Origin of the sequence: Kribbella pratensis (assembly GCF_004365355.1) — a bacterium.
Classification (GTDB): Bacteria; Actinomycetota; Actinomycetes; order Propionibacteriales; family Kribbellaceae; genus Kribbella.
On the sequence record NZ_SODP01000001.1, the window covers coordinates 2,081,256 to 2,094,635 of the forward strand.

Sequence of the window (13,380 nt, forward strand, 5' to 3'; positions counted from 1 at the left end):
CTGCCGGGCACTAGCGTCCCGTACTCGTAGAAGTCTCGTAGAAGTGAGGACGGCGCCGAAGCTCGCGATCAACCGCGGCGACCACTTCAAGTTCCTGCTCGTACAAGTTCTGGGAGTCGAGCACGCTTACACCTACAAGGCACCGGCGGCGAAGTCGCTGACCGCCGCCCTCCTCGACTACGTGCGCTCGACCGAGACGACCTGGTTCCGTGCAGCGATCTCCCGGCCGGCTTCTGTGGATAATCCCAGCGGGCCGCGACGATTCGGCAGATAATTTCAGCCATGTACATCATCGCGCACCTCAGTGACCCCCATCTCGACGGCTCCGAGGAGGCACGGTCGCGGTTGCGCAAGCTCACGTCGTACTTGCGCGAGTTCCGACGGCCTGTCGACGTGGTGCTGGTCAGCGGCGACCTCGCGGACCACGGGCAGGAGTCCGAGTACGCCGAGCTCGCCGCGGAACTGAAGCTGGATGTGCCCGTGCTGGTGTTGCCGGGCAACCACGATGTCAGCGCGCCTTTGCGGGCCGGTCTCGCGGACTTCGTCGACTCGGCCGGCGAAGGGCATCCGGTGCACCAGCTGCACGACGTCGGCGGCGCACGGTTCGTCCTGCTCGACACCTCGGTGCCCGGTGAGGACCACGGGCTTTTGTCCGCGGAATCGCTCGCCTGGCTCGACGGCGTACTGGCGGAACCGGTCGACGGCCCGTTGTTCGTGGCGTTCCACCATCCGCCGTTCGAGCTGAACCACCCCGTGCTGGATCAGTGGCTGCTCCGCTCCGGCCCCGAGCTCGAGGCCGTGCTCCGCGGCAAGCCGATCACCGCCATCCTCGCCGGGCATGTGCACAACGGTCTCGCGACCACGTTCGCCGAGCTGCCGTTCCTGGTCGCACCGGGCGTCCGCTCGACCCCGCCGCTCCCGTTCGAGCCCCCGGCTCCCGGCGGCGGACTGGTCGACGACACCACCGCCCACCCCGGTCTGGCCCTCCACATCTACACGCCGGGCGCCCCGCTCCAGACTCTCTTCCGCCACCCGGCCTGACCAGTACTGTGCTGACATGTACGTGATCGCGCACCTCAGTGACCCGCATCTCGACGGTTCGGAGGAGGCGCGATCACGGCTGCGGCGAATCACGTCGTACGTCCGTTCTTCGTCGGTGGACGTCGTGCTGGTGAGCGGGGACCTTGCCGATCACGGGCTCGAGGCGGAGTACGCCGAACTCGCCGGTGAGCTGACCTTCGACGTGCCCGTGCTGGTCCTGCCCGGCAACCACGACGTCAGTGCGCCACTGCGGGCCGGGCTCGCAGCTCTGGTCGACTCCCCCGGCGACGGCCACCCGATCCACCAGGTGCGCGAGGTCGGCATCGCCCGGTTCGTCCTGCTCGACAGCACAGTGCCGGGCGCGGGCCACGGCCTGCTGTCCGACAAGTCATTCGCCTGGCTGGACGGCGTACTGCGGGAGCCCTTCGACGGACCGGTGTTCGTCGCGATGCACCATCCGCCGCTTGCGCTGCACCACCCGGTGATGGACCAGTGGATGCTCGAAGAGCAGGGCGCGCTGGCCGAGGTCCTCTCCGGCAAGCCCATCACAGCAATCCTCACCGGCCACGTCCACAACGCCATCGTCACGTCGTTCGCCGGCCACACCGTCCGCGGCGCCCCCGGCATCCGCTCCACCATCCCCCTCCCGTTCGAACCCCCCACGGCGCCCACCGGCAGCGTCGTAGACCCCACCGCCCATCCGGGACTGGCCTTTCACGTCCACGTGGACAGCGAGCCCCTCCAAACGGTCTACAGGTATCCGCGATGACTTTCGAACTGCAGCAGGTAGCCCGCGTCGAGTCGAGCCTCCGCGATCTCGCCGACGCTCCACGTCAGGGCGACGAAGGCGCTCCGGACGCGTGGATCGTCTTCGACGAAAAGGTCCGGGACGCGCTCGCTGACATCAAGACCGGCGACGAGCTCATCCTCATCACCTGGTTCGACCGCGCCGACCGCGACGTACAGAAGGTGCACCCGCGCAGCGACACCACCCGCCCGCCCACCGGCGTCTTCAGCACCCGCTCCCCCGACCGCCCGAACCCCCTCGGCCTCCACCGGGTCACCGTCCTCGCCGTCGACGACCTCCGCCTCCAGGTCAACAACCTCGAAGCCCTAGACGGTACGCCGATCGTCGACGTCAAACCCGTGCTGGGCGGAATCGACGAACGCTGAGAGTTACCGAGACGTCCTGGTCCCGGGATCCGCAACAGGGCTGAGCCCGAGCGGGTAGGTCACGCCAGTCTCTTGCTCGGACAGCTCCCAGAGACGTGCCTGGGCGTCGGTGTCGTAGGACCGCTCGCTGGATCGGACCTGAATCGGATGCCCTGTCCACTCGTTGCGGCCCTCGGGTCCGAAGTACTCACCGCCGGTCGCGGCCGGATCCACGGCGGCACGGAGCGTGGCCAAGGCGGCCGTCGACGAGTCCTGCAACAGCCACGAGGTGAGCAGTCGCAGCCTGGGTTTGGTCGCGATCCGGATGTGGAGCTGGTCGCCACCGAATGCGGTACGAGCGTTGCCGGGATGGGCTGCCACGGCGATCGTCGAGGCTCCGGCTGCCGCGAGTCGCCGCTGGAGTTCATACGTGAACAGCAGATTGGCCAGTTTGGACTGGAAGTAGGCCTGGTGGGAGCGGTACCCGTTGGCGAAGTGGGGGTCGTCGAAGTTCATCACGCCACTCTTGTGACCGACGCTGCTGACCGTCACCACTCGCGACCCGGGGGTCTCCAGCAGTCGTTCCAGCGTCAGGCCGGTGAAAGCGAACGCTCCGAGGTGGTTGGTCGCAAAGGTCCTCTCGAACCCGTCCTCGGTGAGCTCGTAGCGGCGAATCAATGCCCCGGCGTTGTTGATCAGCAGGTCCAAACGGCGATGGTCCCGCTTCAACTGATCGGCGGCCCGGCGGACCGAGGCCTGCGAGGACAGATCCAGCTCCAGCGTGTGCAGCGACGCCGCCGGAGTTTCCGCAAGGATCCGCTCCCCGGCCTCGCCGGCCTTCCGGAGGTCGCGGCAGGCCAGCACGACCTCCGCGTTGCGGCGGGCGAAGACCCGTGCCGTTTCGAACCCGAGTCCCGAGTTCGCGCCGGTGACGACAACGGTCCGACCGCTCTGGTCGGGGACTTCCTGCTCGGTCCAGCGGGTCACCATCGCGTCCTCCAGAGTTCTGCGGAATAATCGGGACGACTGTCCCGGATACGACTAAACGGGATGCCAGTCCCGCTTGTCAAGAGAGGTACCGCCGTGACCCGATCCCAGCGCCCGATGCGGGCCGACGCCCAGCGCAATCGTGCGCACGTACTCCGCACCGCGGCCGACGCGTTTGCCGTCGAGGGACTGTCCGTACCGGTGCACGAGATCGCGAAGCGCGCGGGTGTCGGTACCGGCACGGTCAGCCGGCACTTCCCGACCAAGGAGGCGCTGTACGCCGCGGTCCTCCTCGACCGGATGGGCGAGCTCAGCGGGTACGCGGACACTCTCGCCACCGAGCACGATCCCGGTACGGCGTTCTTCGCCCTCTTCACTCGCCTGATCCAGGAAGGCGCCACTCATCGGGGTCTGGCGGAGGCGTTGGCGGGCAGCGGATTCGACATCGAGGCCGCGGCATCGGCTGCCGGCTGCAATGTCTCCGACCGGCTGCGCAGGCTCCTGACCGAGGCGCAGGCCGCAGGCGCTGTCGATCCAGCTGTCACCTTCGCCGACCTCAAGGCCCTCACGGCCGGCTGCCTCGCGTACGACGGCCCCGACCCCGATCGGGTCATCGAAGTCATCTGCCGCGGGCTCCGCCCGGTATCCGGCTGATCGATCGCGCTACCACCAATCAGCAGTTGACTGGTAGCTACTTCTCTCTTACATTCGTCTTCGTAAAGGGATATTCATGACGATGACGCTGGAGAGCTACCGCCATCGCCCAAGACGACGGTGAAATCCGATCGAGGGGGCAGCATGCGCGAACGATTCGGAAGCAAGCCGGCGATCATCACGCTGATCGCCCTCACCCTGGCGGTCTTCAGCTATGTGACGACCGAGTCACTGCCGATCGGCCTGCTCCCCTTGATCGCAGCCGACCTCGGGACCACCGAAGCGGCGGTCGGGCTCCTGGTCACGGGGTACGGCCTGATCATCGTGGCGGTGTCCCTGCCACTCACCAGGCTGACGCGCAGACTGCCTCGACGACGGTTGCTGTGCATTCTGCTCGTCGTGTTCGTCGTCGCGACCTGTCTGTCGGCGGCGGCCTGGAACTACTGGCTGCTCATGGGCGCCAGGATGGTGACCGCGCTGAGCCAGGCGCTGTTCTGGTGCGTCGTGACGCCGGCCGCCGCCGGTCTGTTCCGGGCCGAGGTGCGTGGCCGGGCGGTGTCGATCCTGTACGCCGGGGTCTCCGTCGCCGCGCTGGCCGGCATCCCGATCGGCACGTGGCTCGGGCAGCAGACCAACTGGCGGATGGCGTTCGTCCTACTCACCGGGCCGGGCGTACTCGCACTGGTCGCGGTCGCGGCCCTGCTTCCCAACACGCCCGCTGGGCAGGGCGCAGCGGACCGAGGCGTCGCGCCCGACCGCGGCCGGTACCTGTCCATCGTGGCCACCACGGCCATCGCGGTCACCGGCGGATTCACCGCCTTCACCTACATCAGCCCGTTCCTGACCGGCTTCAGCGGTTTCGCCGCTTCGTCGCTCGGTCCACTGCTGCTGGTACGCGGCATCGCGGGCCTGGCCGCCGTAGTCGTGGTCGGCTTCCTCGTGGACCGCCACGGCCGGCTCACCATGATCGGGCTCATCGGCCTGCAGGTCGTTGCGTTGGCCGGACAGTACGCGCTCGGCGCCTCTCAGGTCGCGGCCGTCATCACGATCGCCCTGTCCGGCTTCACGCTGGCCGGCCTGCCCGCCGTCCTCGGGTCACGGGTGCTCCGGTACGCACCGGGCGCGTCGGACATGGCGAGCGCCGGCACCTCCACCGCGTTCAACACCGGCATCACTGCTGGAGCGTTGCTCGGCAGCGTGCTGCTGGCCGGTCCGGGCGTACGGAGTACGGCACTCGCCGGGGCGCTGCTCAGCGTGCTCGCGTTAGCCGTCGTGCTGGCCGAACCGCTCGTCTCCAGCCACCGGCGGGTTGCGGCGAGCATCCAGCCAGCAGCGTGCTGCAACCTGCGTCAGCCCGTTAGGTGGTAGCTTGAGTCGCATGCACGCCGATCTGTCCGAGCTGCCGCTTGTCGGTGGACACCCGGCGCTCGATCTGGTCAACACGCTCGAACGCGGAGTACCAATCGACGGCGAGCCGCCGTACGACTACCTGACCGATACGTCGGCGCTACTGCGGTGGACTGTCAGGGTGGGGCTGATCAGCGACGCGGAGGCCACGCGAGTCCGCCGGGCTTGGCGTGCGGATACCGCCACCGCACAGGCCGGGCTGGCCGCCGTACGGGACATTCGGGAGGAACTACACCTCGCGCTGCTCGCGACGATCCCGCCGGAGCGGGGCAACGCGAACAGCCCCGCCGAAGCCGAATCGATCGCTGCCGGCGCCGCCCTGGTCGAACTCCATGGACGATGGTCCGCGGCGACCGCCCGAGCGGCACTCGTACTCGACGTAGGCGAACCGCCGAAGGTGCGGCTCGCCTACGGCACGGTGCCGGCGATGCTGATACCCGACCGGACGGCCGAGGCGACACTCGACGTACTCCTGACAGCCGACCTGACCCGGGTACGGCGCTGTCCTGTGGACGAAGGCGGTTGCGGTTGGCTGTTCCTCGACCAGAGCCGCAACGGTTCCCGCCGCTGGTGCCGCATGGCCGACTGCGGTTCGACGGCCAAGGCGCGGCGACTCACCGAACGCCGCCGCGCCACCAGAACCGACAACCCGCCGCGCTGACCGCCACAAGGGACCAACGGCGGCGTCGGGTGGACAATCACCTCAGCGGGGACAGTCCTAGGGGAAGGACAGCAGGATGAGTGCTCAAGAGGTGGCGCCGGAGAGTCAGGGCGTGTCGGTGCAGGACCTGGCCACGGTTGAACTGGGGCCGGAGCTTCCGGGGATGGAGGGGCGGCGGCTTCGGATGCGGATGGTGACGATCGCACCGGGAGGGGTGTTCGGGCCGGTTCACGATCACGTGGGCAGGCCGGGGACCGTGTACGTCCTCGAGGGGACGATCACGGACCATCGCGACGGTGTGTCGACGGACTACGGGCCGGGACTGGGCTGGCCGGAGGACCGGAAAACCCTGCACTGGCTGGAGAACAGAGGAACCGTGCCGGCGGTGGAGATCTCGGTCGACATCGTCGGTGCATAGATATCGGGCGCCGGCGGGAACCCCGCCGGCGCCCGATCGATCAAACGGTGCTGATCAGAAGTTGATCATGTGGCCTTCGAGGCCGTGGAAGGCCTCTTGGAGGGCTTCGCTCAGGGTGGGGTGGGCGTGGACGTTGCGCGCCAGTTCCTTGGTGGTGAGGTCCCACTTCTGGGCGAGGGTCAGCTCGGGCAGGAGCTCGGTGACCTCGGGGCCGATCAGGTGCGCGCCGAGCAGCTCGCCGTACTTGGCGTCGCTGATGACCTTCACGAAACCGGTCGGGTCGCCGAGGCCGTGGGCCTTGCCGTTCGCGGTGAAGGGGAACTTGGCGACCTTGACGTCGAAGCCCTCCAGCCGGGCCTCTTCCTCGGTCCAGCCGAAGCTGGCGATCTGCGGCTGGCAGAACGTCGCCCGCGGGATCATCTTGTAGTCGAGCTCCATCGTCTCGTGCCCGGCGATGGTCTCGGCCGCGATCACACCCATCGCCTCGGCCGCGTGCGCGAGCATCAGCTTCGCGGTCACGTCACCGATGGCGAAGATGTTCGGCACGTTGGTCCGGCAGAAGCCGTCGATGCCGATCGCGCCGCGCTCGGTCAGCTGGACGCCGATCTTGTCCAGGCCGTAGCCGTCGACCCGCGGCTGGAACCCGATCGCCTGCAGGACCTTGTCCGCCTCGATCGTCTTCTGGGCGCCATCCTTGCCCGTCACCGTGACCTTCACCGAAGCGCCGGAGTCGTCGATCGAGTCGACCCGGGTGCCGGTCAGTACCTCGACGCCGAGCTTCTTGTACGCCTTGGCGAGCTCCTTGGAGACCTCGATGTCCTCCAGCGGCATCACCCGGTCGAGGAACTCGACGATCGTCACCTCCACGCCGTAGTTCGCCAGCACGTAGGCGAACTCGACACCGATCGCGCCGGCGCCGGCGATCACGATCGAGCCCGGCAGCTCCTCGGTGAGGATCTGCTCCTCGTACGTCACCACGCGCTCGCTGAGCTGCGTGCCGGGCAGCAGCTTCGTCGTCGCGCCGGTGGCGACGATGCAGTTGTCGAACGTGACGGTCTCCGACGAGCCGTCGTTCAGCGTGACGTCGAGGGTGTTCGCGTCGGTGAACGAGCCCCAGCCGTCGAACTCGGTGATGTTGTTCTTCTTCATCAGGAAGTGGACGCCCTTGACCCGGCCGTCCGCGACCTTGCGGCTGCGCTGCACCGCGGTGGGGAAGTCGAAGGTCACCTCGCCGCTGATGCCGAAGGTCTTCGCCTCCGTCCGGAAGATGTGCGACAGCTCGGCGTTCCGCAGCAGCGCCTTGGACGGGATACAGCCGACGTTCAGGCAGACACCGCCCCAGTACTTCTTCTCGATGATTGCGGTCTTGAGGCCGAGCTGGGCTGCGCGGATCGCCGCGACGTACCCACCCGGACCCGCGCCGAGGACAACAACGTCAAAGTGCGAGGCCATGCAGTGAACTTTAATAGGTCACCCCAGCGGATCCGACACGAAGGTCGGCACTGTGGCCTGACTCATGGTCACCGTGTGTGTACCGGGGTTCCGTAAGGACCGTACGACGCCTACGCTGGGCAGGCGCCTGAGGCTATGTCATGGGGGACCGATGGATCTGGGGAGACGTCGGGGGCTGCGATTCGCGGCTTTCGGCACACTGCTGGCAGCGTTCGCACTGCCGGCGTACGCCGACGACCCGACACCCCCGCCGCCGGCCTCGGTGACCGACGTCAACCGGTCGCTCGAGCAGCTCCAGGCCGAGGCCGCCGCCGTCCAGGCCGACTTCGCCAAGGCGACCATCGCCTACACGAAGGCGCTGAAGGACGCGCAGACCGCCGAAGCGGCCGCGAAGAAGGCGGAGGCCACCGCCGCCGTTTCCAAGGGCAAGGCCGACCAGGAGCGCCGCCGGCTCGGCCTCCTGACCGCGCAGGCCTACCAGTTGGGCATCCCGACCGTGATGGGCACCGAGTCCATGCTCTGGTCGCTCGCCCCGGTCGCGGAGAACCTCCAGGAGATCGCCGACCGGCAGACCGCGATCACGCAGCTCGGCAGCACCCAGGTCTCGCAGTACCGGACGGCGATGGAGGCCGAGTCCGAGTCGATCCGGCTGAGGTCGGAAGCGGCCACCAAACGGCAAGCCGCGAACGACGCCGCCGGTAAGGCCCAGGACCTGAGCAAGCAGGTGCAGCAGAAGGCAGCGGACGCGTCGGCGGCGATGGCCGACCAGACTGCCGACCTCGACGTCGCCTCCGCGCTGTCCAAGCAGTTGCAGGTGGCCCGCAACCAGCAGGCGCTCGCGCGCTGGCAGGCATACCTGGCCGAGCTGACGACCGCGAAGATCACTCCCCCGGCGGCCGCCGTACTCAAGAACCCTGCCAAGCTCCCGGCCGGGCTGGCGCCACTGACCCGCCGGGGTGCGCCGATCCCCGGTGTCGCGTCGACGGCGGTCGCCGGCCGCACCGTGCGAGTCATGTCGGCCGAGACGATCCGTGCGGTCAACCAGGCCTTCAGCCTTGTCGGCAAGCCGTACGGCGTGGCAGCCACCGGACCGGACAAGTACGGATGCCTGGGCGCGGCCCGGGTCGCGTGGCAGCCGTACACGACGCTCCCCAACCTGGTCGGCAAGGTGTACCCCGACTACCAGGCCGTGCCGAACGCCCAGATCCAGCCGGGCGACCTGCTCGTGATGGGCAGCAAGTCGCTCGGGCTGGTCCACATCGGCATCGCGCTCGACAACGGCGAGATGATCGCCGCGGACGAGGCCAAGGGTTCGGTCGTCGTCACCACCGTCCCCGACAACCTGTACGCCGCCCTGCGTCCGACCCTCGGTGCGCCGACGAAGCCGCAGGTCGCCCCGGTCGCGACGTCCGACGCGTACGCGTTCCGCTGCGGCAACACGGCAACGTCGTACAACGTCGGCTCGGGCGCCTGGACCTGGCCGCTGCCGGACGGAACCTACGAGATCGGTACGCCGTTCGGTCAGTCCGGGTCGGAGTGGTCGTCCGGGACCCACACCGGCCAGGACTTCCCCGCTCCGGTCGGTACGACGGTTCGCGCGGTGACGTCAGGCGTTGTCCAGGTGGAGCACCCGGCCTGGGCCGGCAACCTGGTCCGCATCGACCACGGCAACGGGCTGGAGACGCTGTACGCACACCTGAGCCGCGTCGACGTGACCGACGGGCAGCAAGTAAGGGCGGGTCAGCAGATCGGTGCTGTCGGGGCGCTGGGCAACACAACCGGTCCGCACCTGCACTTCGAGGTCCGGCTCGGCGGCGATCCGGTCAACCCGATGCCGTTCCTGGCGACCGGTTCGGCCAGCACCGGCTGGGGTGGTTACAGCAACGGCATGATCCCGGCCGGCAAACTGTGCGGGATCGGCGGCGGGCACATGCTCCGCTGCGACGCGGCCGCGGCGTACCTGCAACTGTCCGGCGCCTACCGCGCGCAGTTCGGCAAGTCGCTGTGCATCACCGACTCCTACCGCTCGTACGCCTCCCAGGTGGACCTGTACTCGCGCAAGCCGTCACTGGCTGCCCTCCCCGGCACCTCCAACCACGGCTGGGGCGTGGCAGTCGACCTGTGCGGTGGGATCGACAAGTACAACACCGCCCAGTACCAGTGGATGAAGTCGCACGCTCCGAAGTACGGCTGGCTCCACCCGGCCTGGGCCGAGCAGGGCGGCAGCCGCGAAGAACCGTGGCACTGGGAGTTCGGCAACCCGGCCAGTTCGTAGCCGACCGGTAGGCTGAGGGTGTGGCCGAGCATGGGAGTCCCGACCGCACCGATCACAACATCACGTTGGATGCTGCGGACGACCGGTGGGAGTGGCGCCGGAAGATTCGCGAGAATCCACGCAAGCTGATGTTCTACCGCATCGGTGTGGGCGTCCTCGGCGGCCTGCTGATCATCGCCGCACCCCTGACCGGCTGGCTGCCGGGCCCGGGCGGGATCCCGCTGTTCATCGCCGGTCTCGCCGTGCTGGCCAGCGAGTTCGAGTGGGCCCAACGGCTGCTGTACCGGGTCCGGGACTGGGTGAAGGCGCTCACCGCCTGGACCGGCAAGCAGCCTGCCTGGCTGAAGACCCTCGGGACGCTTGCGCTGTTCCTCTGCGTGCTCGTCGCGATCTGGCTCTACCTGGCTGTGCTGGGGGTTCCGGGCTGGTTCCCGGACTCGTCGGAGTCATTCCTGCACCAACTTCCCCTCCTTGATTGAGTCTGTGCCGATCGAGTAGGTGGGAAGCTCAATGAGCTCGCTCATCTTCTGCGCCATCTTGATCATCTGGTTGGTGAAGAACGGGATGTCCAGGATCCGGTTCCGCGCGGTCAGCCCGAACCGGGTGGCCGGTGCCATGAACGACCCCGCCCGGCTACCGTCCTGGGTCGTCGACACGGACTTCCGCAGTCGCGCCTCGTACCGGTCGAACGCAGTGCGGAAGTCACCGTCTGCCTGCGCCAACTCCCCCGCGAGCACATAGGCGCCGACGACCGCCGTACCCGTCCCGAGGGCTCCGAACGTCGCACCGTACCCCGCGTCGCCGAGCAGCACGATCCGGTCGGTCGACCAATGATCCACGCTGACCCGGCTGATCGAGTCGAAGTACAACTCCGTTGCCGCCGGCAACCCCTTCAGCAGCTCCGGCACATGCCAGCCCAGGCCGGTGTACTGCGCGCGCAGGATCGCCTTCTGCTGGTCGAGATCGCGCCGGTCGTAGGTCAGCTCCTTCGACCTGAACACGAACAGCGTCTGCGCCAGCCCCGGGTCGCGGCGATCCGCGCCGACGCTCGCCAGCTTCCCCGGCACGTTGTACATCAGCGTGTCCCCACTGATCCCCAGCGTGTTCGGGACCTCCCAACCGCCCACGTAGTAGTTCAGGTGGCGCTCGACGACTCGCTCCTTCGGCCACGCGAGCCGCCGTACGACGGAATGCATGCCGTCGGCCCCGATGACCAGGTCGTAGGTGTCCTCCAGCCCGCTCTCGAACCGCACATCCACGCCGTCCGCGTGCTCTGTCAGAGTCGCGATCGAATCCCCGAAGCGGTACGTCGCCTGCGCCCGGCTGTGCTCGTACAGCACCCGCGACAGGTCTGCCCGCAGTACCTCCAGTTCTCCGCCGGCGAACTCGGCCGGCAGCCGCATCAGTTGGCGGCCCGATGCGTCGACGAACCGCATCGCGTTGCCACCGGTCTGCAGCGACCGCAGGTCCGACAGCACCCCCATCCGGTCCAGGACCGTCGTGAACACCTCGCCGCGGAAGTCCACGGCGTACCCGCCCTGCCGTAGCGCCGGGGCGATTTCGACGACCGTCACGTCGTGCCCCGCCCGACCGAGCCAGAGCGCCACCGACGGCCCCGCCACGCTCGCACCCGAAACCAGAACCTTCATCGTCATCCTCCTGAGGAGTAATTGTGTCTGCCGGACACAGTAATGTGTATGGTAGACACAGTTCAAGTCGATTTCAGGTGGAAGAGGATCGAAGGATGTCTGAGCTGCTCTGGGGCAAGCCGTCGCTGCCGAGCCGCGGCCCGAAGCCGGCGGTGACGCTGGCCGGGATCGCCGAGGCGGGCATCCGGATCGCCGACGCGGAGGGCCTCGACGCGGTCTCGATGCAGCGGATCGCCGGCGAGCTGCCGGTGACGAAGATGGCGCTCTATCGCTACGTCCCCGGCAAGACCGAGCTGATCGCAGTCATGAGCGATCTCGCCATGGGCGCCCCGCCAGACCGGCCAGACCTACCGTGGCGAGAGGCGCTCCACGCCTGGGCCATGGACCTGTACGACGGGTTCACGCGCCATCCCTGGCTGCTGCTGTCGACCGTCGGCCGCCGCCTGCTCGGACCGAACGAACTCGCCTGGATCGAGCGCGGCCTGGCGGCGCTGACCGGCACCGGCCTGACCGGCGGCGAGCAAATGGACTCGATTCTGGTCGTCACCAGTCACGTCCGGAACATCGCCCAGCAGTCGACGACGTTCCCCGGCCACACGACCGGTCTGACCGAAGAGGACATGCAGGAGTCGCTGACCCAGATCCTCACCACCGAGGCCGCGCGTTTCCCCCACCTCACGACCGCACTGCGCACGGCGGCCGGCAGCGAGAACCAAGGGCTGGAGTTCGGTCTGCAGCGGATACTGGACGGTCTCGAGCTCCTGATCAGCGGTAGGAAGGCGTCGACTTCACCGCATTGAAACGTTGCCGATAGACCGACGCGGACAACCCGTAGTGCGACTTGAATCGGCGGGCGAAGTAGTTCTGGTCCGGCCAGCCGACCGACTCCCCGATCCGGCTGATCGGCAGCTCGGTGTGCAGCAGCCGGTCGGCCGCGAGCTCGACGCGATGACGTGACAGGTACGCCATCGGCGGCAGCCCGGTCACCGACTTGAACAATCGGACCAGATAGCCGGGCGCGAGGTGCAGTTCGCCGGCCAGGTCGGTCAGCGTCCAGTGCCGCGCCGGATCGGCCTCCATCAGCCGCATCGCGTCGAGGACGGCGGGATGTGTGTGCTCCCGCCGGTCGTCACGCTCGGTCACGGTCCGCGCGACGCAGCTCAGGTACAACGACAGCCAACCGATGATCTGGCCGCGGCTGCGGCTGAGCGGCTGATCGCGCAGCCGGCGCAATCCCTCGAGATGTCCGACGGCCTCCTCGACGGTGTCCGGATCGAGGTGCGTGGCAATCATCCCGCGACGCTGCGCGGAGAACGGCCCGGTCCACAACAGGTAACCCAGTAAGGGATCTTCGCGCGCCCAGGCCAGTTCGCGGCGGACCAGATCGGCCGAGAAGCAGCAGTTGTAGACCTCGAGCGCGTCGCAGTCGACGTATTCGTGCCAGACGCCCGGACGCAGCAGGATCGCATCGCCCGCCTCGAGTTTCTGCCGGCCGGCGAGGCTGTGGTGGACACCCTCACCGCCCGTGACCAGCAACAGCTCGAAGAAACTGTGCGTATGCAACGGGTGGGACTTTTCGTGCAGGTGTGGACCGGCGTGCACGATCGTCCCTTCGACGAAGTGCAGCACCGTCCCACGGGTCCGTACCGGCTCGTCGGCTGTGTCCGACATGGGTTCACGATAC

Annotated in this window: 15 protein-coding genes; 11 read left to right on the top strand and 4 right to left on the bottom strand. The window is 68.1% G+C overall.

Annotated features, from left to right (window positions below; all coding sequences use genetic code 11):
- The first annotated feature begins 43 nt into the window (after positions 1 to 43).
- Genes EV653_RS09895 through tsaA form a run of 4 tightly spaced genes read left to right on the top strand, consistent with a single transcriptional unit; the run spans position 44 to position 2,214 of the window.
- Positions 44 to 274, top strand: a complete 231-nt coding sequence (locus EV653_RS09895) for a hypothetical protein (RefSeq protein WP_134100520.1) — start codon at positions 44 to 46, stop codon at positions 272 to 274.
- An 8-nt stretch (positions 275 to 282) separates the two neighbouring features.
- Entirely contained in the window at positions 283 to 1,041 is a 759-nt protein-coding gene (locus tag EV653_RS09900) for a metallophosphoesterase (RefSeq protein WP_134100523.1), read from the top strand.
- A gap of 16 nt (positions 1,042 to 1,057) precedes the next feature.
- On the top strand, positions 1,058 to 1,810 hold the full coding sequence (locus tag EV653_RS09905) for a metallophosphoesterase (RefSeq protein WP_134100526.1): 753 nt from the start codon (positions 1,058 to 1,060) through the stop codon (positions 1,808 to 1,810).
- Positions 1,807 to 2,214 carry a tRNA (N6-threonylcarbamoyladenosine(37)-N6)-methyltransferase TrmO gene (gene tsaA, locus EV653_RS09910; protein WP_134100528.1) on the top strand — a complete coding sequence of 136 codons (408 nt, stop codon included), beginning with the start codon at positions 1,807 to 1,809 and terminating at the stop codon, positions 2,212 to 2,214. The genes EV653_RS09905 and tsaA overlap by 4 nt, the downstream gene beginning before the upstream one ends.
- Before the next feature lie 3 nt (positions 2,215 to 2,217).
- On the opposite strand, the gene EV653_RS09915 is transcribed toward tsaA, so the two are convergent.
- A complete protein-coding gene (locus EV653_RS09915) occupies positions 2,218 to 3,183 on the bottom strand; it encodes an oxidoreductase (protein WP_134100532.1) in 966 nt (321 codons plus the stop codon).
- 93 nt (positions 3,184 to 3,276) lie between these two features.
- Here EV653_RS09915 and EV653_RS09920 point away from each other — a divergent pair, with 93 nt between their 5' ends.
- The 4 genes from EV653_RS09920 to EV653_RS09935 all read left to right on the top strand — a co-directional run bounded on the left by EV653_RS09920 (position 3,277) and on the right by EV653_RS09935 (position 6,320).
- Positions 3,277 to 3,834, top strand: a complete 558-nt coding sequence (locus EV653_RS09920; protein WP_134100535.1) for a TetR/AcrR family transcriptional regulator — start codon at positions 3,277 to 3,279, stop codon at positions 3,832 to 3,834.
- A gap of 144 nt (positions 3,835 to 3,978) precedes the next feature.
- Complete coding sequence (locus tag EV653_RS09925) at positions 3,979 to 5,202, top strand: MFS transporter (RefSeq protein ID WP_134100538.1); 1,224 nt, start codon at positions 3,979 to 3,981, stop codon at positions 5,200 to 5,202.
- Positions 5,203 to 5,212: 10 nt separating this feature from the next.
- A complete protein-coding gene (locus EV653_RS09930) occupies positions 5,213 to 5,902 on the top strand; it encodes a CGNR zinc finger domain-containing protein (protein ID WP_134100541.1) in 690 nt (229 codons plus the stop codon).
- Between the two features lie 76 nt (positions 5,903 to 5,978).
- Complete coding sequence (locus EV653_RS09935) at positions 5,979 to 6,320, top strand: cupin domain-containing protein (RefSeq protein WP_134100544.1); 342 nt, start codon at positions 5,979 to 5,981, stop codon at positions 6,318 to 6,320.
- A gap of 54 nt (positions 6,321 to 6,374) precedes the next feature.
- On the opposite strand, the gene lpdA is transcribed toward EV653_RS09935, so the two are convergent.
- Complete coding sequence (gene lpdA, locus EV653_RS09940; protein ID WP_134100547.1) at positions 6,375 to 7,772, bottom strand: dihydrolipoyl dehydrogenase; 1,398 nt, start codon at positions 7,770 to 7,772, stop codon at positions 6,375 to 6,377.
- A gap of 151 nt (positions 7,773 to 7,923) precedes the next feature.
- Here lpdA and EV653_RS09945 point away from each other — a divergent pair, with 151 nt between their 5' ends.
- A complete protein-coding gene (locus tag EV653_RS09945; protein WP_134100550.1) occupies positions 7,924 to 10,047 on the top strand; it encodes a peptidoglycan DD-metalloendopeptidase family protein in 2,124 nt (707 codons plus the stop codon).
- Between the two features lie 20 nt (positions 10,048 to 10,067).
- The gene (locus EV653_RS09950) at positions 10,068 to 10,526 is read left to right on the top strand and encodes a PGPGW domain-containing protein (protein WP_134100554.1); all 459 of its coding nucleotides are present in this window, start codon (positions 10,068 to 10,070) and stop codon (positions 10,524 to 10,526) included.
- Here the strand turns inward: EV653_RS09950 and EV653_RS09955 are convergent.
- Positions 10,494 to 11,696: an FAD-dependent monooxygenase gene (locus EV653_RS09955; protein ID WP_134100557.1), complete on the bottom strand. Its 1,203-nt coding sequence runs from the start codon at positions 11,694 to 11,696 to the stop codon at positions 10,494 to 10,496. The genes EV653_RS09950 and EV653_RS09955 overlap by 33 nt on opposite strands.
- A 95-nt stretch (positions 11,697 to 11,791) precedes the next feature.
- Here EV653_RS09955 and EV653_RS09960 point away from each other — a divergent pair, with 95 nt between their 5' ends.
- The gene (locus EV653_RS09960; RefSeq protein WP_134100559.1) at positions 11,792 to 12,496 is read left to right on the top strand and encodes a TetR/AcrR family transcriptional regulator; all 705 of its coding nucleotides are present in this window, start codon (positions 11,792 to 11,794) and stop codon (positions 12,494 to 12,496) included.
- On the opposite strand, the gene EV653_RS09965 is transcribed toward EV653_RS09960, so the two are convergent.
- Positions 12,462 to 13,367 carry an AraC family transcriptional regulator gene (locus EV653_RS09965; protein WP_134100562.1) on the bottom strand — a complete coding sequence of 302 codons (906 nt, stop codon included), beginning with the start codon at positions 13,365 to 13,367 and terminating at the stop codon, positions 12,462 to 12,464. The two genes, EV653_RS09960 and EV653_RS09965, sit on opposite strands and share 35 nt — an antisense overlap.
- Positions 13,368 to 13,380 lie beyond the last annotated feature (13 nt).

What these genes read in the sequence shown, in the direction of transcription:
- EV653_RS09960 (WP_134100559.1), top strand. Translation starts at nt 11,792, where the DNA reads ATGTCTGAGCTGCTCTGGGGCAAGCCGTCGCTGCCGAGCCGCGGCCCG.
- tsaA (WP_134100528.1), top strand. Translation starts at nt 1,807, where the DNA reads ATGACTTTCGAACTGCAGCAGGTAGCCCGCGTCGAGTCGAGCCTCCGC.
- EV653_RS09955 (WP_134100557.1), bottom strand. Translation starts at nt 11,696, where the DNA reads ATGAAGGTTCTGGTTTCGGGTGCGAGCGTGGCGGGGCCGTCGGTGGCG.
- EV653_RS09900 (WP_134100523.1), top strand. Translation starts at nt 283, where the DNA reads ATGTACATCATCGCGCACCTCAGTGACCCCCATCTCGACGGCTCCGAG.
- EV653_RS09965 (WP_134100562.1), bottom strand. Translation starts at nt 13,367, where the DNA reads ATGTCGGACACAGCCGACGAGCCGGTACGGACCCGTGGGACGGTGCTG.
- EV653_RS09905 (WP_134100526.1), top strand. Translation starts at nt 1,058, where the DNA reads ATGTACGTGATCGCGCACCTCAGTGACCCGCATCTCGACGGTTCGGAG.
- EV653_RS09915 (WP_134100532.1), bottom strand. Translation starts at nt 3,183, where the DNA reads ATGGTGACCCGCTGGACCGAGCAGGAAGTCCCCGACCAGAGCGGTCGG.
- EV653_RS09925 (WP_134100538.1), top strand. Translation starts at nt 3,979, where the DNA reads ATGCGCGAACGATTCGGAAGCAAGCCGGCGATCATCACGCTGATCGCC.
- EV653_RS09930 (WP_134100541.1), top strand. Translation starts at nt 5,213, where the DNA reads ATGCACGCCGATCTGTCCGAGCTGCCGCTTGTCGGTGGACACCCGGCG.
- EV653_RS09945 (WP_134100550.1), top strand. Translation starts at nt 7,924, where the DNA reads ATGGATCTGGGGAGACGTCGGGGGCTGCGATTCGCGGCTTTCGGCACA.
- lpdA (WP_134100547.1), bottom strand. Translation starts at nt 7,772, where the DNA reads ATGGCCTCGCACTTTGACGTTGTTGTCCTCGGCGCGGGTCCGGGTGGG.
- EV653_RS09935 (WP_134100544.1), top strand. Translation starts at nt 5,979, where the DNA reads ATGAGTGCTCAAGAGGTGGCGCCGGAGAGTCAGGGCGTGTCGGTGCAG.